Source organism: Nocardia heshunensis, assembly GCF_054782115.1.
This window is the reverse complement of sequence record NZ_BAAGTC010000027.1, coordinates 137,985-158,708: the sequence shown is the minus strand read 5'-3', so window position 1 is coordinate 158,708 and position 20,724 is coordinate 137,985. Positions and strand designations below refer to the sequence as shown.

Genomic DNA, 20,724 nt, shown 5'->3' with positions numbered 1-20,724 from the left:
CACTGGGCCCCATGCCCGAGGATACGGCGGATTCGCCGGATACCGCCATCGATGAGAGCGTCGTGCCGGAATCCGCCGCGCTCGCCGCTTTCGATGAGCGCGACCTGGATCTGGTGAACGCGCTGCAGATCAATCCGCGGGCCTCCTGGACCCGGATCGGCGCCTCGCTCGGCATCGACGCCACCACCGCCGCCCGCCGCTGGCAGCAGCTGACCGGTGCGGGCCTGGCGTGGATCACCGCCTACGCGCCGGAGTTCGCGACCATCGCCTACCTGCGATTGCGTTGCCGCGCCGAGCACCTGACCGAGATCTGTGACCGGGTGATCGCCATGCCGTGCGTCTTCAGCGTCGACCGCCTCACCGGCAGCTTCGGGCTGCAACTGTCGGTCGCGGTCGACTCGCTCGCGGGCCTGGACGATTTCGTCGCGCGCGAACTGTCCGCCCTGCCCGGCGTCGAGGAGATCCGCACGGCGGTCAACGTGCACGTGTATGTCGAAGGCAGCCATTGGCGTCCGCAGGCCCTCGACCCCGGTCAGCGCACGCTGCTGACCGATCCGAGCACCCCGGCCCCGGCTCGTTCCCGGCCGTTGCCCGGTGATGCGGCACTGGTGCTGGCCCTGTCGGTGGATGGCCGCCGCAGCATCGCCGACCTGGCTCGCGACACGGGGCTCACCGAAACCACGGTGCGCCGCCGTATTTCGGAGATGACGCGTTCGGGGCGGCTGGTGCTGCGTTGCGATTTCGCGGAGCAGGCCGCCGGGTGGACGGTCACCGCCAACTATTGGGCGCAGTTGCCCGCGGCCGGGCTCGACGAACTCGGTGCGGCGCTGGCGAGCTGGCCCGAGATCCGGCTCTGTGTCGCGACCGCCGATGACAGCAATGTCATGCTCATCGGCTGGCTGCGCAGCGCCCGCGAAGGAGTCCTGCTGGAAGCCCGCCTGCAGCGCGCCTTCCCGGAGCTGCGGATCACCGAACGCCAATTGAACCTGCGCACGCTCAAACGGATGGGCCGGATCCTCGGCCCGCGCGGCCTCGCGGTGGGGTATGTCCCATTCAATGTCTGGGGTCGCCGCCTGGAGCGCGCAGCTCGCTAGGCTCGTTCCCGATGACTGAAACGATGACGCACGGTGTGGTCGCGCCGGGATACGGCCGGGTTGCCGACGCCTTCCGACGGAACTTCGAACGCCACGGTGAGATCGGTGCGGCGATCGCGGTCTTCGACGGCGACACCCCGGTGGTGGACCTGTGGGGCGGTTGGCGCGACCCGGTGCGGCGGCTGCCGTGGGAGCGCGACACCATCGCGCCGGTCTTCTCCTGCACGAAAGGCGTTGCGGCACTGGTGCTCGCGCTGCTGGTGTCGCGCGGGCAGCTCGATTACGACGAGCCGGTGGCGCGCTACTGGCCGGAGTTCGCGGCGCGCGGCAAGGCGGAGGTGACCGTCCGGCAGCTCATCGACCATCAGGTCGGCCTGCACATCCTGCGCGACACCCGGATGACGCTGGCGGATCTGCGGGATCTGGATCGGGTGGCGGGGGTGCTGGCCGCGCAGCGACCGGCGTGGACGCCGGGCACCCGGCAGGGCTACCACCCGGTGAGCATCGGGTTGTTCATCAATGAGCTGGTGCGTCGCGCCGATCCGGCCGGACGCAGCATCCGGCAGGTGATCGCCGAGGACATCGCCCGGCCGCTGGGCGTCGATTTCACGCTCGGCTCGGATGCGGAACTGGGTGGTGAGCGGATGGCGCACCTGACCCGCACCACCGGACCGGCGCTGCGCTTCGAGCGGAATATCGCGTGGAATCAAGCGATTCCGGCCTTGCTGCGCCGCGGTCAGCTCTTCCGGGCGCTTGCGGTCCCGGATCTGGGCATGCCGGAGGATTTCGTGCGCCCGGAGATCATGTCGGTCGAACTGCCCGGCAGCAATGGCGTCGGTTCGGCTCGCGCGCTGGCCCGCATCTATGCCGCAGGGCTCACCGGTGAGCTGCCGATCGCCGACGCGGTGCGCGCCCGCATTGCCGATCCGGGCCCGGTGCCCGCCCCCGATGCCGTGCTGAAGACGACGACGCGCTTCCACCTGGGCTTCCGAAAGTCCTGTCCCACTTTCCCGTTCGGTTCGCCCGATCATCGCGCGTACGGCACACCCGGCATGGGTGGTTCGCTCGGTTTCGCCGATCCGGAGACCGGTCTGTCCTTCGCCTACGTCCCCAATCGGCTGGGTCTCACGCTCAACGGCGACATTCGCTGCCTCCGGCTGGCGCATGCGGTATTCGGAAAGTCGACACGCCCATCGGGCACTCGCCGTGAACCGCAACGGGCCGCCATCCGTTGATACGGGTGTACCGGTCCTGAGCCGGTAGCCGTCCAGATGCGGTCCGGGAACCCCCTGCACCCGGACCCGGGCCCCGCCGCCACTGTCCCGCGGCGGGGTCTTCGCGCATCTAATTGCCCTGGCTAACAGCATTTTTCGGGCAACTATGTGATCTGTGACACGTTGATTAACTTACCTTCGAGTAGATACCTTGTGTGCGATGTATCGCGGACGAGTCAAGCGAAACGGGGGACCGTGTCCGAGATCGAACCGAGAACCAGCACCGTGGCCGACCTCATCGTCGACCGCATCGCGGCGCACACCGACCACCTCTTCGGAGTCGGCGGCGCCAATATCGAAGACCTCTACGACGCCGTCCATCGACGCCCCGGCCTCACCGGGCTGATCGCCAAGCACGAATTCGGCGCGGCCACCATGGCGGACGGCTACGCTCGCGCCACCAACCGGCTCGGTGTAGTGGCCGCTACCTCGGGTGGCGGAGCCATGAATCTCCTTGCGGCCCTCACCGAATCGTTCGATTCCCGAGTTCCGGTGCTCGCGCTGGTCGGCCAGCCGCCGACGGCACTCGAAGGACGCGGCGCGTTTCAGGACACCAGTGGACTGCCCGGCAGGCTCGATGCCCGGCGGATCTTCGGCGCGGTGTCGCGGTACTGCGCCAAAGTGACCGATCCGGAGGGCATTTCCGACGAGCTGGATCGGGCGATCGACGCCGCGCTCGGCGGAGGTCCAGCGGTTCTGTTGCTGCCCAAGGACATTCAGGCGGCGGATTCTCCTCGTCATTCCGGCGCGCTCTTGGCCGGAATCCAACGCGGCGGTGTGGATCCCGGCCAAAAGCATGCCGGGATGACGGGTGCGCACGCCGGGATGACGGAGGTAGCTCGCGCTGCGGTGGCGGCGGTAGTCGCCGACCTGCCCGCACCGGCGCGCGTGGTCATCATCGCCGGACCGGAGATCGGCCTGGCTGACGCGCGAGCGGAGTTGGCCGGCGCGGCACGGGCACTGAATGCCAGAGTCCTCGTGACCCCGGATGCCAAGGACGCCTTCCCGAATCGCGATCCGCGCTTCGCCGGGGTCGTCGGCGTCATGGGCCACCCCGGCGCAGGCGAACTGGTCGCCACGGCCGACCTGTGCCTACTCGTGGGTGCGAGCATGTCGATGACGGCCCGCGCCGGACTGGACGGTCCGCTGGCCGCGTGCCCGCGGCTCGTGCACCTGGGCGCGGAGGAGCCCTTCGTCCATGTCCACGCCCGCGCGTGCGGACCGTTGCCCGCCGCCCTTCGGGAGGTGGCGGGGCTGATCCGGTCGGGTTCTGCCGCACAACATGATTCGGCCGCAGCCGATCCGGACCGCGTCGTCCCCGAGTCGCCCGTCGCCCTGCCCGGCGAGGCGGCCGCCCCGGTTGTCGAGGCCGTCCAGGCCACCGGCGTGCAGCAGGATCCGCGCACGGGAGCAGCGCCTGCCGCGCTCGGCCCTTTGGTGGTTCCGCGCGCTTCCGGCCCGGGTGTTCGCTATTGGGAGGCGGTCGCGGCGCTCGAGGCGGCGTTGGAGCCGGGGACCGATGTGGTTGCCGATGCGGGCAATACCGGTGCGGCGGTGGTGCATCATCTGCGCGTTCCCGAGGACGGGCGGTTTCTCATCGCGCTCGGGATGGGCGGGATGGGGTACTCGTTCGGGGCCGGGATCGGGTGTGCGCTCGGGCGGAACCGCCGGACGGTCGTCATCGCCGGGGACGGTGCGTATTTCATGCACGGCCACGAGGTGCACACCGCGCTCGAGTATCAGGCCCCCGTCACCTTCGTCATCTTCAACAACAACGCGCACGCCATGTGCGTGACGCGCGAACAGGTCTACTACTCCGGCGATTACAGCTTCAACCGATTCCGGCCCGCCGAGATCGGCGCGGGCGTTGCCGCCCTGTTTCCGGACCTGCCCACCTGGACCGCCCGCACCCTCACCGAATTCGAGAACGCCCTGGAGAAGGCGCGAGCAATACCCGGGCCCGTCTTCATCGAACTGCAGTGTGACCCCGACGAGATCCCACCCTTCGCCCCCTTCCTGAAGGAGCCCCGCGCATGACCGAAACCGTCAAGGACGAGCCGATCGAGGTACCGGACCTGCAGATTCCGGGGGTGTATCGCATCGAGTCGATGGCCCTCAAGGAGGGCATGCCGCTGGTGCTGGACATGACCCGGGCGGTCTACCCGCACGATGAGATCTACGGGCAGTACTGCACCGTCACCGAGTACATCGACGCGCCGCCGCAGGAGGTGTTCGAGTATCTGGCCGACACCCGCAGCCTGTGCGAATGGACCTACAGCATGCGGGGTTTCGAGCGCACCGAGGATCCGGAGATCTGGGTCTCCGATGACCGCATCGGCTCGCACACCCGCATCTACACCCGCACGGTGTCCGTGCCCGAGGCCCGCACGGTGGACTACCACTGCGCCTGGGACCAGGCCGACCACCTGTGGATGATCTACCTGATGCGGGTCGTGGACGCGCAGCTGGTGCTCAACAAGCCGGGATCCGTTGTCACCTGGACCAATTGCCATCACCCGTTCTACGACGAGAACGGCTACCCGCAGACCGAACCCGAGGGCCGTCCGGTGTGGGTGGGCGACTTCTGGCACCTCTTCGCCGCCGGGCATCTGCTGGAACTGCGCAATCTCAAGGCCATCTGCGAACACCGCCACGCCAATGGCGAGCCGATCAAGCCGGAATGGATGAACTGAGCATGAGCACCGTCAGCCTGATCGACGTGGCCGGGTATCTACCCGAGAACATCGTCCCCGCAGACTATTTCGCGCAGTACGCCGATCCCGACGAGGTCACCTCGAACTTCATGTTCAAGGCGCCCAAGTTCCGTCACCACGTCGCCCCGGGCGAGACGCCCGCCGATATGGCCGAGCGCGCCGTCGCCCCGATCCTGGGCCGTCAGGGCCGGGAAGTGTTGCGCGACATCGATATTCTCATCGTGCACACCCAGCTCCCGGAGCTCGGCGTGGTCGGCAACGGCGGCGAGGTGGCCAATCGCCTGGGCATCAAGCCGGAGTGGCTGATCGATCTGCACAACGGCGGCTGCGCGTCGTTCGTCTACGGCATGAAACTGGCGCGGCAGATCCTGCTGTCCTCCGACGCCCGCTCCGCGCTGGTGGTCACCGTGCAGAACGTCGCCGGGCAGGTGTTCACCCAGGAGCAGGTGCGTGGCAAGGCGCAGGCCGCCATCCCCGGCGACGGCGCGGGCGCGGGACTGCTGGTGAAGTCCGGTGATTCGCCGATCCTCGATATCGAGACCCGGCACCTGCCGGAATTCGCCGGGCAGATGACCGTCATCGCCGACCCGCCGCGCCGCTACTGGGAGGCGGGCACCGGGCAGATGCACGTCGGCTTCACCGAATCCAAGATCGCCAAGGTGCTGCAGCGCGGCAACCGGCTGGTCCCGGAGGTCGCGCAGGCGGTGTGCAAGCGCATCGACGTGGCCTCGCAGGACCTGGACCTGCTGGTCACCAACCAGCCCAACCGCGCCTTCCTGCGCAACTGGCGTGACGCGTTGCAGCTGCCGCCGGAGAAGCATCCCGACACCTTCGACGACTGCGGAAACCTGTTCGGCGCGGGCATTCCGGTCACCTTCGACCGGGCCGTGGACGAGGGCCGGGTGCCCGCGGGGTCGGTGGTGATGCTCGCGGGCTTCGCGCACGCGGGCGACTTCGCCGGGGCCGCCGCGGTCCGCTGGGGTGGGCGCTGAGGAGGCGAGCGTCATGACCTCGCTGGTGACGGCCGGACATCGGTTGCAGCTCAACGAGATTCCCTACGGGCCGCCGCCGTCGGTGCGGGAGGCGCTGAGCCGGGCGCTGGCCTCGGCCAACCGCTATCCGGAGTTCCTGCCGCAGCGGTTGCCCCGGCTCATCGCCGAGCGGCTGGGCTGCGCGCCCGACCGGATCGTGGTGGGTGCGGGCGCGACCGGGGTGATCATGCACATCGTGCAGGAATTCGGTTCCGGCGGTGCGGAAGTCGTGATGGCGACCCCCACCTTCGACGGGTATCCGATCCTGGTCTCGATGGCGGGTGGTCGGCCGGTCGCGGTGCCGCTCACCGGCGGAGGCCGCCAGGACCTGGCGGCGCTGGCCGCCGCGGTGACCGAGCGGACCCGGCTGGTGGTGGTGTGTAGTCCGCACAACCCGACCGGAACACTGATCACGCCAAGGGAATTCGAGGATTTCCTCGGCGAGATCCCGACCTCGGTCACCGTTGTGCTGGATGAGGCGTACGTGGACTTCGTGGCCGCGGGCGACCGCATCGACGTCTTCGCCCTGCTCGAGCGCTACCCGAATCTGCTTGTGCTGCGCACCTTTTCGAAGGCATACGGCCTGGCGGCGCTGCGGGTCGGCTACGGCATCGGCGCACCCGAGCTCATCGAGCGCGTCGCCCGCTGGCAACTGCCCTTCGGGATGACCGCGCTCGCCGAGGTCGCCGTGCGCGCCTGCTACGAGGCGGAGCCGGAGATCGAGGCACGGGTGGCGATGCTCGGCGAGCATCGTGACCGGCTCACCGCCGGACTGCGCGAACTCGGCCTGTGCGTGCCCGACAGCTACGCCAACTTCTCCTATCTCACCGTGGCGGGCCCGCAGGCCGATGCGGTGGCAACCGCGCTGGCGGGCGCGGACATCCACGTCAAGGCCTATCCCACCGGTATCCGCATCACCGTCGGCGATCGCGTGGCCACCGATGCGGTACTCGCCACGGTCCGCAGTACAGTGCTGTAATGCACGAACATCCGCCTTCCGCACCCGACGGGCATCGGGCCGGAGCGGACGAGGAGATCGACTACGCGCTGCTGTCGCTGAACGCCCAGCTGTGCTTCGCGCTGTACTCCACGTCACGATCCATGACCGCGGCCTACCGGCCGTTCCTGGACGATATGAAGCTCACCTATCCGCAGTACCTGGTGCTGCTGGCGCTGTGGGAACGGCCCGGCATCACCATGAAGGAACTGGGTGAGCAGGTCCACCTCGACTACGGCACCCTCTCGCCGCTGGTCCAGCGACTACAGTCGCGCGACCTGGTCGAGAGCGTGCGTAGTGAGACCGACGGCCGCGCGGTGGTGCTGCACGCCACCGAGGCCAGTCGTGAACTGCAGCACGGGGCGCAGCACATGATTCAGACCGTGCTGGACCTGGTCGGCGTGCCGCTCGAGGACATCGAGGCCATGCGCGATCAGGTCAAGGCCCTGGGTGCGCGGCTGGATGCCGCCGCGGCCGCCGCCCGCGCCCGCTGACCGGATCGACCCGCCGAACCGGTCAGGCGAACTTGGCCAGGGCGTCGGCCACGATGGCGTCCAGGCGCGCGTGGTGCGCGCCCTTCCAATAGGTCTGCCCGCAGTCGACGCACTGGGCGAAGGAGTCGTAGCTCTCGCCGGTGTTGCCGGGCAGCCGGTCGCGCACCGCGTCCCGTTCGGCGGCCCGCAGCACCCCGTTGCATGCGGTGCAGCGGGTCCAGGGCGCCAGCCGCGGTGCGAAGCGGGACAGCACGTCGTCCAGCTGTTCGGCCGGCTGATGGCTGTAGACGTAAGCGCCGGAATAGATTTCGCGACGACGCAGCAGGCCGCGGTCGCGCGACAGCAGCACCCGTTGCTCGGCCGCCGAGCGGGCCGCCAGCGCGGCGTCGCCGATGTCCGGATTCTCGTATGCCGCATCGATTCCCAGCAGGCGCAGCCGCCGGGTGAGGGTGCCGAGGTGGATGTCGAGCAGGAAGCGCAGCGGCTCCGAGCTGGGCTGCGGACGCGCCACCGAGGACACCGTGACGGTCTCGCCCGCGGCCGGAATATGCCCGGCCGCAACCGGTTCACCGTCCACCGTCAGCCCGCCCACCTCGGTGAGCGGCACACCCAATGACTCCACCACGTGCCCCAGCGTCGACGTGCCGTCGATCCGGATCGGCGAGCCGTCGCGCTGCCCGACGAAGACGCGCAACTCGGGCGCGAACTCGACGGTGATTTCCCCTGCGTTCACCAGCCCAGGATCCCAGAAACCGGGCACCCGCGAGCAACTCAATTTCGATCTTGATCGGCCCGGGCGCGGCGCGAAAAGTGAAGTAGCGACGAAATTCTGTGGGTTAGTGGCCTGAAGCACAGTCGAAGTAAATGAGAACAATTCGTTAACCAATTGTTTGCACACCTAAGGGTTGCGGTGCTGGAACGTTGGTGTTTTTCTTGGTGCGCAGGTCGATTACGACCCACCGATGGACGAAGGAGTATTTCCCATCGGGTGCCATTCTCGGCAGCGTCGCCGCCGCACACCACCGACCTGCGACCACCAAGTCGCCGTCCCCCGGCGCTTGTCCTGATGAAGGCGAAAGGAAAACAGGCCATGAATGCATCCCGGATGGCCCGTGCGGCCGTACTTCTCGCGGGCATCTGTGTGCCCCTGTTCGCGCCGGCCTTGGCTACCGCCGCGCCGGCGGGCGGCGACTCTCCCGCCCCCGTCGGCGCGGACACCCCCGCACCGCCCCCGCAGTCCTCGGTATTGCCGCAGCTCGGCACGGGCAGTGCCGCACTCGGCACCGGCAGCTCCACCGCCGCCGGACTGGCCGGGGCGCTGGGCACCGGCAGTGCCGCGGGCGGCAGCATCGCCGGGCTCTTCCCGGGGCCGGGCACGGTACTCGGACTGCTCGGCACCGGCAGCGGCGCCGCCAGCGGTTCGGCGCAGGCCGGTGGCACGGCCGCACAGGCATTGGGGACCGGCAGCGCCGCAGCGGGCGCTGGATCCTCCGGTAAGTAGAGCAATAGCTTTCAATTCGCCGGACAGCTTATAAACCGGTTCGGGAGCGAGGGTTTCGCTCGGACTGATTTATTTACGGAATTCAAACAGGCTGTTCCAGGTGGAATTAGATGAGGGAGACCGGTCGTGGATTACACCCATCTGTCCGAATTCGCCGTGCGCCCAGGCGCACTCACCCTGTGGCAGGCCGACCTGGCCGCCGGGTCGCGCTGGGTCACCGATGAGCGACCCTTCACCAGCGTGCATGTGCGGCACTGCCGCGATGCCGACGTCGCCGACCCGCGCCCCGGGCGCGGGCGCTGGATCGGCACCATCTTCGAAATGGACGCGCCCCTCGACGCCGGGCACTGGCGCGAGACGGTGCGGCTGTGGCATGCGCGCCACGAGGGTCTGCGCACCACGCTCGACGACCCGGCCGGGTCCGGCGAGCCTGGGCGGTTGGTTTGCGCGGCGGCCGATGTGACCGTGGTCGACGAGCCGGTGGCTGACATCACCGAATCCGAGCAGATCAACGAATACCTCACCGGCACACTGGAATCGCGGCTCTCCCCGCTGCACTGGCCGCACTGCCTGCTGGCCACCGTCGAGCACGCCGACACCGGCGACTTCACCGTGCTGGTCGCCGCCGACCACTCGGTCATGGACGCCTACTCGCAGGCCATCGTGATCCTGGAGCTGCGCAGCCTGTACCGCTCGGTCGCCGCGGGCGAGCCGGTGCGGGAATCGCCGACCTTCGGCAGTTCGGCCGACTTCGCGCACTGGGAGCGCACCGCCGCCGCGGGCCTCACCACCGACTGCGAGCCGGTGCGCTACTGGCGGCGGTTCCTGGACGGCTCCGGCGGTATGCTGCCGCGCTTCGAACCCGCCATCACACCGTCCGGCGACGCGGTCTCGCACCGGCCGCAGGCCAGCGTCTCCCGAAAGCTGTTGTCGCTGACCGAACTCGAAGCGGTCGAGCAGGCCGTCACCACGCGCGGGCATCGACTCTCGGTCGCCGTCTTCACGGCGCTTGCCATCGCCTACCGCCGCACCTTCGGCTACATCTCGCTGCGCGCCATCATGCCCATCGCCACCCGCCCGGACCTGCGCTACCTGGAATCCATGGGCTGGTTCGTGAATGTCGTGCCCATCGACATCACCCTCGCCCCCGACCTGGACGCCGACAGCGCCCTGGAAACCACCCGCAGCACCCTGCGCCGTTCCCGAATCGCCAACGACGCCACCTGGACCCGCGTGCTGGAGCTGCTCGACTGCGCCGATCGCCCCCGCTTCGGCATCTCCTTCCTCGACATCCGCGTCCTCCCCGACTACGAACTCGTGGAATCCCTGCGCGGCCACACGCTGCGCGCCGAGTCCTACTCCGGCGACGAAGTCTTCTTCTGGATCGTGCGCGCCGCCGACGGCCTCCGCCTCTCCACCCGCTTCCCCGCCTCCTTCCCGGCCGTGGAGATGGATCGCTTCCTCGCCGAATTCACCAGAGCCATGGCGGAATTCGCCCACGGTCTGCTCCCCGAGACCCCCACCGCCCCCGCGATCCCCACCGCATCGGAGATCCAGGGCCGCGAAACCGATCAGGTCACCGCGGCGCTCCCCGGCACCGCCGCCGGGCCCCGAACAGCCGCGGCCCTGGAACCTTTCGGGATTCCGGGCGCCCCGGCCGAAGCGCCCGCGGCAGCACCGGCGCAACCGCCTCGTACCCAGACTCCGGCCAGGGTGTGAGCCATGCGCGCGCTCTCGAAAGTCTCCGGCGCACACCGTGACAACCGCCCGGGTGGCCTGCTCGGCCGCGATTGCGCGGGCCGCACCCACCGGCTGTCATCCGCATCTCCGCATCCGTCCGTCCGACCCTGCCTCGAATCCCGTTCCGGCGGTGCCCGATGAAGGTGCTGTTGGCCTTCGCGGGCAGCCGGGGTGATGCGCAACCGGGCGTGCTGATCGGGCGGGAGCTGGCGGCGCGCGGTCACGAGGTGACGGTGGCCGTTTCGCCGAATCTCGTCGATTTCGCGGAGCGGCACGGGGTTTCGGCCGTGCCGTTCGGGGTCGGCAGTGACGAGTTGTTGCGTGCGCAACGGGATGATCCACGGTTTCGGCAGTGGAATCCGGTGGGGCGGGTGCAGGCGGTGGTGGAGCTGCAGCGTCGCGGATTCGCCGAGGCCGTTCGTGGTCTGGACGCGATCGGCGGGGACAACGATGTCCTCGTCACCGGGATGGCGTGCGAGGAGGTCGCCGCGGAAGTGGCACGCCACCACGCCATCCCGCTCGCGGCCGTGCACTTCTTCCCGATCCGGCCGAACGGCGCCGTCCCGGTGGTGCCCACCGGCTGGGGCCGCAAGCTGCCCGGAGCACTGCATCGCCTCGGTTGGCAGACTCTGACCGCGGCTCGCGCCTGGGCGCTGGCCCCGGAGATCGCCGCCGCTCGGGCGGTCGCCGAGCCGCCCGGTGAGGTGTTGCGCCACACCGTGATTCAGGCCTATGACCCGGCTCTCTTCCCGGGGCTCGCCGACGAGTTCCCCGACCTTCGCTTCACCGGGTTCCCGGTCCCGCCCGCCCCGGCGGGCGACGCTTCCTCGATCGATGTCGAGTTGGCCGAGTGGCTGGCGGCGGGAACCGCACCGGTGTACGTCGGGTTCGGGTCGATGCCGATCGCGGATCCGGTGGCCGCCGAATCGATGGTTCGGGAGGTCGGTCGGCGACTGAGACGGCGAATATTGCTGGTGGGAACCATGTTTCGACCTCGGATCGGCGACGGTCTGGCGGTGGTCGATCAAGTCGATCACGGGGCCGTGCTGCCGCTGTGCGCCGTGGCCGTGCACCACGGCGGGGCGGGTACCACCGCCGCCGTCCTCCGGGCGGGGGTCCCGTCGGTGATCTGCTCGGTGCAGGCCGATCAGCCCTACTGGGGCAGTCAGATCGAAATGCTCGGGCTGGGGGCGACCGCGCCGTTCGCCGACCTGACCGCGAATCGGTTGGAGCGGTTGCTGATTCGGGCGACCGAACCCGAAGTGGTGGCGTGGGCGGCCGCCTTCGGTGCGGGGTTCCGGGACGACGGAGTCCGGCGCGCCGCCGATGTCATTGAATCCATTGTTCCGGACAGCGACGTTCATGGGACACCGACCATGATCGGAGGTGTGCGATGAGTGGTGAGATCGCGATCGAAACCCGGGGGCTGGGTAAGAGTTTCGGCAGTATGACCGCCGTGGACGCGGTGGATCTGCGGGTCGAGGCCGGAACGGTGTTCGGGTTGCTCGGGCCGAACGGGGCCGGGAAGACCACCACCGTGCGGATGCTGGCCACCCTCGTGCGGCCGACCCGCGGCACCGCAACGGTTTTCGACTACGACGTGGTCGGGCAGGCCACGGCGGTGCGGTCGATGATCGGGCTGACCGGGCAGTACGCGGCGGTCGACGAGAACCTGACCGCGTGGGAGAACCTGCGGTTGTTCGGGCGGCTGCTCGGGTTGAGCAAGCGCGCGGCCCAGGACCGGGCGGCAGAACTACTGGAGGAGTTCGAGTTGACCGGCGCGGCGACGCGGCGGGTCGGATCGTTCTCCGGTGGCATGCGCCGGCGGCTGGATCTGGCGGCGACCCTGATCACGGTGCCGCCCTTGATCTTTCTGGACGAGCCGACCACCGGCCTGGATCCGCACACCCGCGAGCGCATGTGGTCGGTGGTGCGCGGCCTGGTGGGGCGCGGCGCGACCATCCTGCTGACCACCCAGTACCTGGAGGAGGCCGACGCGCTGGCCGACCGGATCGCCGTCATCGACCACGGCAGCGTGGTCGCCGAGGGCACCGCCGCAGAACTCAAGTCCTCCATCGGCGAGGAGATGCTGCGCATCGATCTGGCCGATCCGGCACAACGCCCGCTGGCCGATGCCGCCGTCGAGCGGCTCACCGGCAGCACGCCGCTGCACGGAGACAACCCGGCCACCCTCACCGTCCCGCTCACCGATATCGGCACCGCCGCCGATGTGATCACGGCCTGCCGGGACAGCGGAATCCGGCTGCGCGGCTTCGGGGTCGAACGCCCCGACCTGAACTCGGTGTTCCTGGCGCTCACCCAGCGCCCGGCCCGCCCCTCGCTCCCCGTGGAAAGGGCCAGCGCATGACCGCCGTCTCCGCCACCCCCGTGTTCGTGCACCCGACCGCGCGCATCGCGCGGCAGCCCCGCCTCACCCGGATCGGCGCGCGCGCCGGGCTGGCGCAGGCCCTGTTCATGGCGCAGCGCGGCCTGCTGACCTTCCGGCACAGCCCGCAACTGCTCTACGACGCCGTGCTGCTGCCCATCGTCGGGCCGCTGCTGTTCGGCAGCGTCTTCGGCAAGGCCATCGCGGGCAGCCTCGACGCCTACCTGCCGACCTTGATCCCCGGCGTGCTGGTGCAGATCGTGCTCACCTCCTCGGTGGCCATGGGAGTCCAACTCTCCGAGGACATCCGGTCAGGCGTGTTCGACCGCTTCGTCGCCATGCCCATCGCCCGCTCCGCACCGGTGACCGGGGCGCTGCTGGCGGGCGCGACCCGCTACGTGATCGCCGCGGTCATGGTGCTCCTGGTCGGCTTCGGCATGGGCTACCGCCCGGATCACCCGCTCGGCCTGATCGCGGGCGCGGTCCTGGTGGTCTTCGCGACCACCGCCATGAGCTGGCTGTTCGCCTTCATCGGCGTGACCGTGGCCAAACCCGCTGCGGTGCAGGGCATGTCGATGCTGGTGCTGACCTTCGCCAGTTTCGCCTCCAATGCCCTGGTGCCGGTGGCGGCCATGCCCACCTGGCTACGGCACGTCTCGGACTACAACCCCGTCTCGCATCTGGTGGCGGCCGTGCGCACCCTCGCCGACTCCGGCTCGGTCGGCTCCGACTTCGCCTGGTCGGTGGTCGCCGCACTCGTCGTCGCGATCGTGTTCGCGCCCTTGACCGTTCGCACCCTGCGTGCCCGTTGATTCGGAGGACGTTGTGACCGCAGTGCTCAACCGGCTCACCGCCGACGACGACCTGTTCCTCAAACTGCACGACCTGTACGGCAACGCCCTGGTCAACCAGCTGGCCTGGCGCTTCGACGAACCCCTCGACGAGGCTGTGCTGCAACGCTTCCACGCGCACCTGGCACACGGATTCCTGGCCCGGCGGGTGATGACCACCTCGGTCCCCTTCGCCCGGCCGTGGTGGGTCTCGGCAGCCGTCTCCGAGCCGCTGGACTACCAGGACGAGCCGGTGCCCGAAGACTCGGTGCTGGATTGGTTCTTCGCGCAGAGCCGGGTGCAGTTCGATCCGATCACCGGCCGGGTGTGGCGACTCTCGGCCGCGCCCACGACCTCCGGCGGCACCCTGCTGTCCCTGGTCACCTCGCACGTCAGCTCGGACGGCGGTGCGGTGCTCTATGCGGTGGGTGACGCGCTGCGGCGACTCGACGCGGGCGACGCTCCCGATATCGCCACCAGTTCCGGACGGCTGGTGGGTGTAACCCCGGCCACCGGCCTGGTGCGCAACCATCTCGCCGACGGTCTCGGCCAGTTGCGCGCCGCGGCGCGCAGCCTGCGCACCGCCTTCGCATCCCGCAATGTCACCGAGCCCGAACGCAATCCGCGTCCGGCCGATCCGCTCCGCCTGGTCGGAGACCGGTATTCCGCCGCTGATCTGGTGGTGGAAGTCTCTGCGGCCGACTGGAATTCGGTCGCGAAGGCGCACGACGGCACCGCCAACGGCCTGCTGGTCGGGGTGGCGGTCGGCGTCTTCGGCCGCAGCGGCCGGGTGGCCGACGGCTCGGCGGTCCGGGTCGACATCCCGCATTCCATGCGCGGTCTCGACGACCCGCGCGGCAATGCCACCACCGGCCTGCCGATCGCGGTGCCCTACCGCAAGGGTGAGCACACCGATCTGCGCGGCGTGCGCACCGCCATCAAGCAGGCCGCCCGCGCCTACGCCGATCCGGCCACCACCCCCGCCCTGCAACATCTGCAGCCGGTCCAGCAGATGCTGCCGAAGTTCGTGCTCGGCTACTTCTCCCGGACGGCCAAGGCCCCCGAATGCCTGTGCACCAATCTCGGTGAGACCGGTCAGGGCGTGGCGACGATCGCCGGCGTGCGGGCCCGTTCGGTGCTCATGCGCCCGGTGGTCTGCACCGGCGAAACCGACCTGTTCCGCCGCCTCGAGATCGGCCTCAACCTGTCCTGGTCCAGCGACGGGGAAACCGTCACGCTCGCCATCACCGGGGCCGATCCGGACCGCTTTCCGACCCGGGCGGCGCTGCGCGAATACGTCCTCGACGAGTTCGAATCCTGGGGGTTGAGCCCGCGCTTCTGGTCCTGAACGATCTCTTGTTGACGGCTTGCCAGTTTAGGTGTAACCATGGGGAACAGTTACTTAGGTCACTTCCCGAGAGGCTCTGACAATGACGTCAGCACCCGTACACGCCGATCCCACGCTGGAGATTGCCCGGCAGTACGCCGAGAAGCTCCTGCTGCTGTCGCAGGGTTCGGTCGACAAGCACTTCGATCCTTTCACCGATATCGATTGGGACAACCCCGATTTCGCGGTCACCCCGAACGACAAGCGCTGGATCTTGCCCGTCTCCGGTGACATGTTCGCCCGCCACCCCTGGTATCAGGCCCAGTCCGAGGCTCGCAAGATTGCCATCGGACTGTGGCGGCAGGCCAATATCGCCAAGGTGGGGCTGCAATTCGAGACCCTGCTCATCGGCGGCATGGTGCAGCACACCTTCAAGCTGCGCAACGGCTCGCCGGAGTTCCGCTACTGCACCCATGAGGTCATCGAGGAGTGCAACCACACCCTGATGTTCCAGGAGATGGTCAATCGCATCGGCATCGACGTGCCCGGCATGGGGCCGCTCCTCAAGCAGCTCACCTACGTGGTCCCGGCGCTGGCCTCGCTGTTCCCGAATCTGTTCTTCATCGCGGTGCTCTCGGGTGAGGAGCCGATCGACCACGTGCAGAAGGCGATTCTGCGCGCCGGAGAGGACGTGCACCCGATCATGCGCGGCGTCATGGCGATTCACATCGCCGAGGAGGCGCGGCACATCTCCTTCGCGCACGAGTTCCTCGAACATCATGTGCCGCAGGCGAACCCGCTCAACAAGTTCGTGCTCTCACTGGCCTTCCCGATCGTCATGTGGATCGGCGGGCGGGCCATCGTGATCCCGCCGCGCGCGTTCTTCCGCGAGTTCGACATCCCGCGCGAGGTCCGCAAGGACGTCTTCTTCGGCCAGCCGGAATCCAAGGAAGCCTTCGCGGGCTTCTTCGGTGACGTCCGCACCCTGGCCAAGCGCATTGGTCTGATGAACCCGGTCGCCAAGCAGGTCTGGAAAGTCCTGGGCATCGACGGCCCGACGACCCGTTACCGCTCGGAGCCCGACCGGCCTGGGCAGGTGCGCGCTGCGTGATCCGGGGGGTTCGGGGGCGAAGCCCCTGAGAGCCCCGAGAGTTGGCTAGTAGACGTTACCTGAATTCACATGTAATACTCGGTGCGCCCGGACGCCGGTGTCCGGGCGCGACCAGAAGCGAGAACCTCTGATGACGCGGCATGTCGACGTACTGATCATCGGCGCGGGCCTGTCCGGTATCGGCATGGCCTGCCATCTGACCCGGGAAAAGACCGGGCGCAGCTACCTGATCCTGGAGCGGCGGGAAGCCATCGGCGGCACCTGGGACCTGTTCAAGTACCCGGGCATCCGCTCCGACTCCGACATGTACACCTTCGGCTTCGGCTTCCGGCCCTGGCACGGCACCAAGGTGCTCGCCGACGGACCTCACATCCGGCAGTACATCGAGGACACCGCGCGCGAATACGGCGTCGTCGATCACATCCGCTTCGGCCGCAAGGTCACCAAGGCCGCCTGGTCCAGCGAGCGGAACATCTGGACCGTCGAGGTGCTCGACGAGCGCACCGGCCAGACCGAGACCTACACCAGCGACTTCTTCGTCGGCTGCACCGGCTACTACAACTACGACCAGGGTTACCGGCCCGAGTTCCCCGGCGAGGAGAACTTCAGCGGCCAGATCGTGCACCCGCAGTTCTGGCCCGAGGACCTCGACTACCGCGGCAAGAAGGTCGTCGTGATCGGCAGTGGCGCAACGGCCATCACGCTCATCCCGGCCATGAGCACCGACGCCGCGCACGTGACCATGCTGCAGCGCTCGCCCACCTACATTGCCGCACTGCCCGCCGACGACCCGGTCGCGGTCGGCTTCAAGTTCGCGAAAGTGCCTGCGGCCATTGCCTACAAGGCGGGCCGGGCGCGCAATATCGCGCTGCAGCGGGCCAGCTACCAGCTCTCGCGCACCAACCCGAAGCTGTCGGCCAAGCTCATGCTGGCCGCGGTGCGCGCGCTGGTCGGGCCGGACATCGACATGCGGCACTTCACCCCCAGCTACAACCCGTGGGATCAGCGCCTGTGCGTGGTCCCCAACGGCGACCTGTTCAAGGTGCTGCGCAAGGGTGAGGCGTCGATCGTCACCGACACCATCGAGACGTTCACCGAGAACGGCATCCGGGTGTCCTCCGGCGAGGAGATCGAGGCCGACATCATCGTCAGCGCAACGGGTCTGAGCGTGCAGATGCTCGGCGGCGCACAGCTCGAGGTGGACGGTGAAACCCTCGCCACCCGCGACCTGGTGGCCTACAAGGGCGCACTGCTGGGCACCGTCCCGAACATGATGGTGATCCTCGGCTACACCAACGCCTCCTGGACGCTGAAGGCCGATCTGGCCGCCGAGTACTTCTGCCGTCTGCTGAACCACATGCGCGACAACGGTTTCACCGAGGTCGTCGCCGTGCCCGAGGAGGGCGATCGCTCCGAGGCGTCGCTCATGGGCGGCGCGCTGACCTCCGGCTACATCCAGCGCGGCGACGGCGTCATGCCGCGCCAGGGCACCCGCGGACCGTGGCTGGTCATCAACAACTACTTCCGCGACCGCGCTATGCTGCGCAAGGCCCCGCTCGAGGACGGCGTGCTGCGCTTCCGCCGCGGCACCCGGGCGGCCGCCCCGGCCCCGGCCGAAAGCCGTTCCGCCTGATCATCTCCGGACCCGTGAAACCCGGCCGTGCCCTCGTGTACGGTCGGGTTTTTCATACGGGAGGGGAGAACCCATGAACTATCCGGCCGAGTCGATTCAACTCCGGGAGAAGGGGCTGGCGGCGGCGTGCGCGGGGCGGCCCGAGGCCGCGGAACAACTGCTGCGCAACGCATTCGACGCCGGGCACGCGGCCGCCGCGGGAGACCTGGCGGATATCGAACTGCAGCGCGGCAATCGCGACGAGGCGATCGTCTGGTGGCAGCGTGGCGCCGAATCGAATGATGCCGCCTGTCTTTTCGAGGTCGGCTACCTCGACGAGGCGCGCGGGGATCTGACCGCCGCCGAAGGCTGGTACCGGCGCGGCGTCGCCGTCGGCGGCGCCAGCTGCCTGCTCAATCTGGCCACCATCCTGGAGAACCGGGGCGAACGCGCCGAGGCCCTGGAGCTCTACGAACGGGCTTGGACCGCCGGGATGGACAAGGCCGCGTTCAACATCGGACGCATCCTCGACGATGGCGGGCGTGGCGATCTGGAGGCCGCCGCGCTCTGGTACACCCGCGCGGCGGAGCACGGAAATGCCGGGGCCGCATTCAATCTCGGGTTCGTGCGCGGCGATCAGGGCGATCGCGAGGGCATGCTGACCGCCTGGCGGCGCGCCGCCGCCCTGGACCATCCCAAGGCGGCCGCGGCGCTGGCCGAGCACCACGGGCGGTACGGCACCCCCGCGCAAGCGCGGTACTGGTCGGAATTCGCGGACGGGCCAGGCGGTTTCAGCGTCGAGTTCGAGGCTTTCGGCGGCTGGGGTGCGGCCGCCGCCATCCACCGGCAGGACCTGCTCAACGACGCGCTGGGCGACGGCTACCTGGCCTACGACCTCAAAACGCGGACGCTGACGGCCGGGGACACCGGCTACGGCGGTCTCACCGTGCTCGGCAGCTTCTCCAACCTCGATCAGAGCTGGCTGTGGTCCTGGGCCAATCCGCACCTCGACTCCGGGGCCCCGGCCGTCGAGCAGACGGCTGAGATCCGGAAATACGGTGTGCGCAACGGCATTCCGGAGCTGATGACCGGGCGGCTGGACCTGTCGAACTTCCCGAACCCGAAGCAGGCGGCGGCCACCATGGCGATCGCGGCGGCGACGCTGTTGGGCGGCAACGGCGTCAAGGCCTTCGGGATCAATGACGGCGCGGGTGTCACCTATGTGCACGTGGATGATCCACGCTTGCCCGCCGACGAGTACGAGCCGCTGCGCGTGCCTCGTCTGATCATGACGGCCGCCGAGGTCTTTCCCGCCGCGGACGCACGGCTCATCGTGGAGGGTCTGCTGACCAACTACGGGCCCAGCCGGATGCAGATCGGACCGAACGCCATGACCGGCGAGCTGCCCGCGGGCCATCGGCTCACGGTCGCGTTCACCGAGGAGGGGTGGATCAGCGCCATCACCTCCGATCCGGCGCGCGTGGACTCGGGATCAAGCCAGTAATCGTGCGGCTGGCCCTTTCCCGATGACCGGGAGCGGTCGCAGGATGGAGGGATGACCACCATCCCGCCCGCGTTCGCGTCCCTCGTGCACGACGAATTCGCGCCCGCCACCACGTATCTGAATGCGGCCAGCTACGGCCTGCTGCCGAAATCCGTGGTGGCGGCGGTGACCGGGGCCGAGGAACAGCGCATGCGCGGTGAGTTCGACATCCCGGGCGTGGACCCGATCATCGACGAGTGCCGGGCCGCGTTCGGGCGGCTCACCGGATTCGACGCGGCGCAGGTGGCGGTCGGATCGCAGGTGTCGCAGCTGGTCGGGCTGGTGGCGCAGAGCCTGCCGCCGGGCGCGGGCGTGCTGGTGCCGGAGCACGAATTCAATTCCGTGCTCTGGCCGTTCCTGGTGCGGACCGACCTGAACGTGCGGGTGGTGCCGCTGGCCGAGCTGCCCGCCGCCATCGGGCCGGGCATCGATGTGGTCGCCGCCGCCGTTGTGCAGTCGGCCGACGGCGCGGTGCTGGATGTCGCCGCGACGATGGCCGCCGCCCGGGCGCACGGCGCGCGCGTGCTGTTCGACGTGAGCCAGGCGATCGGCTGGCTGCCGGTGCACGACACCGGCGCCGACTGGGTCGTGAGCGTCGGCTACAAGTGGCTGCTCGGCCCCAAGGGCACCGCGTTCCTGGCGGGAACGCCTGCGGCACTGGATGATCTGACTCCGCTCGCCGCGGGCTGGTACGCCGGTTACAACCCGTGGGAGACCTGCTACGACGGTCCGCTGCGGCTGGCCTCGGACGCCCGGCGCTTCGATCTCGGGCCGGTGTGGCCCGCCTGGATCGGGCAGCGGCGCAGCCTGCAGCTCATCGAAGAGGTCGGCGTCGAGACGATTCACCGCCACGATCTGGCCCTCGCCGATCGGCTACGCAAGGGAGTGGGCCTGCCCGAGAGCAATTCGCCGGTGGTGTCGCTCGAGGTGTCGGAGGCGGCGCTGGAGCGGGTGCGGGCGGCACGCATCGTCGGGGCCATGCGGGCCGGGCGGCTGCGGCTGGCGTGCCACCTCTACAACACCGAGGAGGATGTCGACCGCGCGCTCGACGCGCTGGTGGGCTAGATCGG

At 69.0% G+C, this 20,724-nt stretch carries 18 protein-coding genes; 17 read left to right on the top strand and 1 reads right to left on the bottom strand.

Annotated elements, in window-relative coordinates; genetic code table 11:
* Positions 1-11: 11 nt before the first annotated feature.
* From ACYVN4_RS41715 to ACYVN4_RS41685, 7 genes are all read left to right on the top strand, one after another.
* Positions 12-1,094, top strand: coding sequence for an Lrp/AsnC family transcriptional regulator (locus tag ACYVN4_RS41715; RefSeq protein WP_460729222.1), 1,083 nt, complete (start codon positions 12-14; stop codon positions 1,092-1,094).
* 11 nt (positions 1,095-1,105) lie between these two features.
* On the top strand, positions 1,106-2,329 hold the full coding sequence (locus ACYVN4_RS41710; protein ID WP_460729220.1) for a serine hydrolase domain-containing protein: 1,224 nt from the start codon (positions 1,106-1,108) through the stop codon (positions 2,327-2,329).
* Between the two features lie 234 nt (positions 2,330-2,563).
* Positions 2,564-4,405, top strand: a complete 1,842-nt coding sequence (locus ACYVN4_RS41705; RefSeq protein WP_460729218.1) for a thiamine pyrophosphate-binding protein — start codon at positions 2,564-2,566, stop codon at positions 4,403-4,405.
* On the top strand, positions 4,402-5,061 hold the full coding sequence (locus ACYVN4_RS41700) for an SRPBCC family protein (RefSeq protein WP_460729216.1): 660 nt from the start codon (positions 4,402-4,404) through the stop codon (positions 5,059-5,061). Before ACYVN4_RS41705 ends, ACYVN4_RS41700 begins: the two co-directional genes overlap by 4 nt.
* Before the next feature lie 2 nt (positions 5,062-5,063).
* Complete coding sequence (locus ACYVN4_RS41695; RefSeq protein WP_460729214.1) at positions 5,064-6,074, top strand: 3-oxoacyl-ACP synthase III family protein; 1,011 nt, start codon at positions 5,064-5,066, stop codon at positions 6,072-6,074.
* 13 nt (positions 6,075-6,087) lie between these two features.
* Positions 6,088-7,092, top strand: a complete 1,005-nt coding sequence (locus tag ACYVN4_RS41690; RefSeq protein ID WP_460729212.1) for a pyridoxal phosphate-dependent aminotransferase — start codon at positions 6,088-6,090, stop codon at positions 7,090-7,092.
* On the top strand, positions 7,092-7,604 hold the full coding sequence (locus ACYVN4_RS41685) for a MarR family winged helix-turn-helix transcriptional regulator (protein ID WP_460729210.1): 513 nt from the start codon (positions 7,092-7,094) through the stop codon (positions 7,602-7,604). The genes ACYVN4_RS41690 and ACYVN4_RS41685 overlap by 1 nt, the downstream gene beginning before the upstream one ends.
* 22 nt (positions 7,605-7,626) lie before the next feature.
* Here the strand turns inward: ACYVN4_RS41685 and ACYVN4_RS41680 are convergent, their stop codons facing one another.
* A complete protein-coding gene (locus ACYVN4_RS41680) occupies positions 7,627-8,337 on the bottom strand; it encodes a Mut7-C RNAse domain-containing protein (RefSeq protein ID WP_460729208.1) in 711 nt (236 codons plus the stop codon).
* Positions 8,338-8,694: 357 nt separating this feature from the next.
* On the opposite strand from ACYVN4_RS41680, the gene ACYVN4_RS41675 reads away from it, so the two are divergent.
* The 10 genes from ACYVN4_RS41675 (at position 8,695) to ACYVN4_RS41630 (ending at position 20,719) form a co-directional block, all read left to right on the top strand.
* Positions 8,695-9,105 (top strand): hypothetical protein, encoded by a 411-nt coding sequence (locus ACYVN4_RS41675; protein ID WP_460729206.1) that lies wholly within the window; start codon positions 8,695-8,697, stop codon positions 9,103-9,105.
* Positions 9,106-9,231: 126 nt separating this feature from the next.
* Complete coding sequence (locus ACYVN4_RS41670; protein WP_460729204.1) at positions 9,232-10,824, top strand: condensation domain-containing protein; 1,593 nt, start codon at positions 9,232-9,234, stop codon at positions 10,822-10,824.
* A gap of 158 nt (positions 10,825-10,982) precedes the next feature.
* Positions 10,983-12,242, top strand: a complete 1,260-nt coding sequence (locus ACYVN4_RS41665) for a glycosyltransferase (protein WP_460729202.1) — start codon at positions 10,983-10,985, stop codon at positions 12,240-12,242.
* Complete coding sequence (locus tag ACYVN4_RS41660) at positions 12,239-13,213, top strand: ATP-binding cassette domain-containing protein (RefSeq protein ID WP_460729200.1); 975 nt, start codon at positions 12,239-12,241, stop codon at positions 13,211-13,213. Before ACYVN4_RS41665 ends, ACYVN4_RS41660 begins: the two co-directional genes overlap by 4 nt.
* A complete protein-coding gene (locus ACYVN4_RS41655) occupies positions 13,210-14,043 on the top strand; it encodes an ABC transporter permease (RefSeq protein ID WP_460729198.1) in 834 nt (277 codons plus the stop codon). Before ACYVN4_RS41660 ends, ACYVN4_RS41655 begins: the two co-directional genes overlap by 4 nt.
* A gap of 13 nt (positions 14,044-14,056) precedes the next feature.
* Positions 14,057-15,409: a hypothetical protein gene (locus ACYVN4_RS41650; RefSeq protein WP_460729196.1), complete on the top strand. Its 1,353-nt coding sequence runs from the start codon at positions 14,057-14,059 to the stop codon at positions 15,407-15,409.
* 82 nt (positions 15,410-15,491) lie between these two features.
* The gene (locus ACYVN4_RS41645; protein WP_460729194.1) at positions 15,492-16,499 is read left to right on the top strand and encodes an AurF N-oxygenase family protein; all 1,008 of its coding nucleotides are present in this window, start codon (positions 15,492-15,494) and stop codon (positions 16,497-16,499) included.
* 130 nt (positions 16,500-16,629) lie between these two features.
* A complete protein-coding gene (locus ACYVN4_RS41640) occupies positions 16,630-18,132 on the top strand; it encodes a flavin-containing monooxygenase (RefSeq protein ID WP_460729192.1) in 1,503 nt (500 codons plus the stop codon).
* 73 nt (positions 18,133-18,205) lie between these two features.
* Positions 18,206-19,615 carry a tetratricopeptide repeat protein gene (locus ACYVN4_RS41635; protein WP_460729191.1) on the top strand — a complete coding sequence of 470 codons (1,410 nt, stop codon included), beginning with the start codon at positions 18,206-18,208 and terminating at the stop codon, positions 19,613-19,615.
* 51 nt (positions 19,616-19,666) lie between these two features.
* A complete protein-coding gene (locus tag ACYVN4_RS41630; protein WP_460729189.1) occupies positions 19,667-20,719 on the top strand; it encodes an aminotransferase class V-fold PLP-dependent enzyme in 1,053 nt (350 codons plus the stop codon).
* The last annotated feature ends 5 nt before the right edge of the window (positions 20,720-20,724 follow it).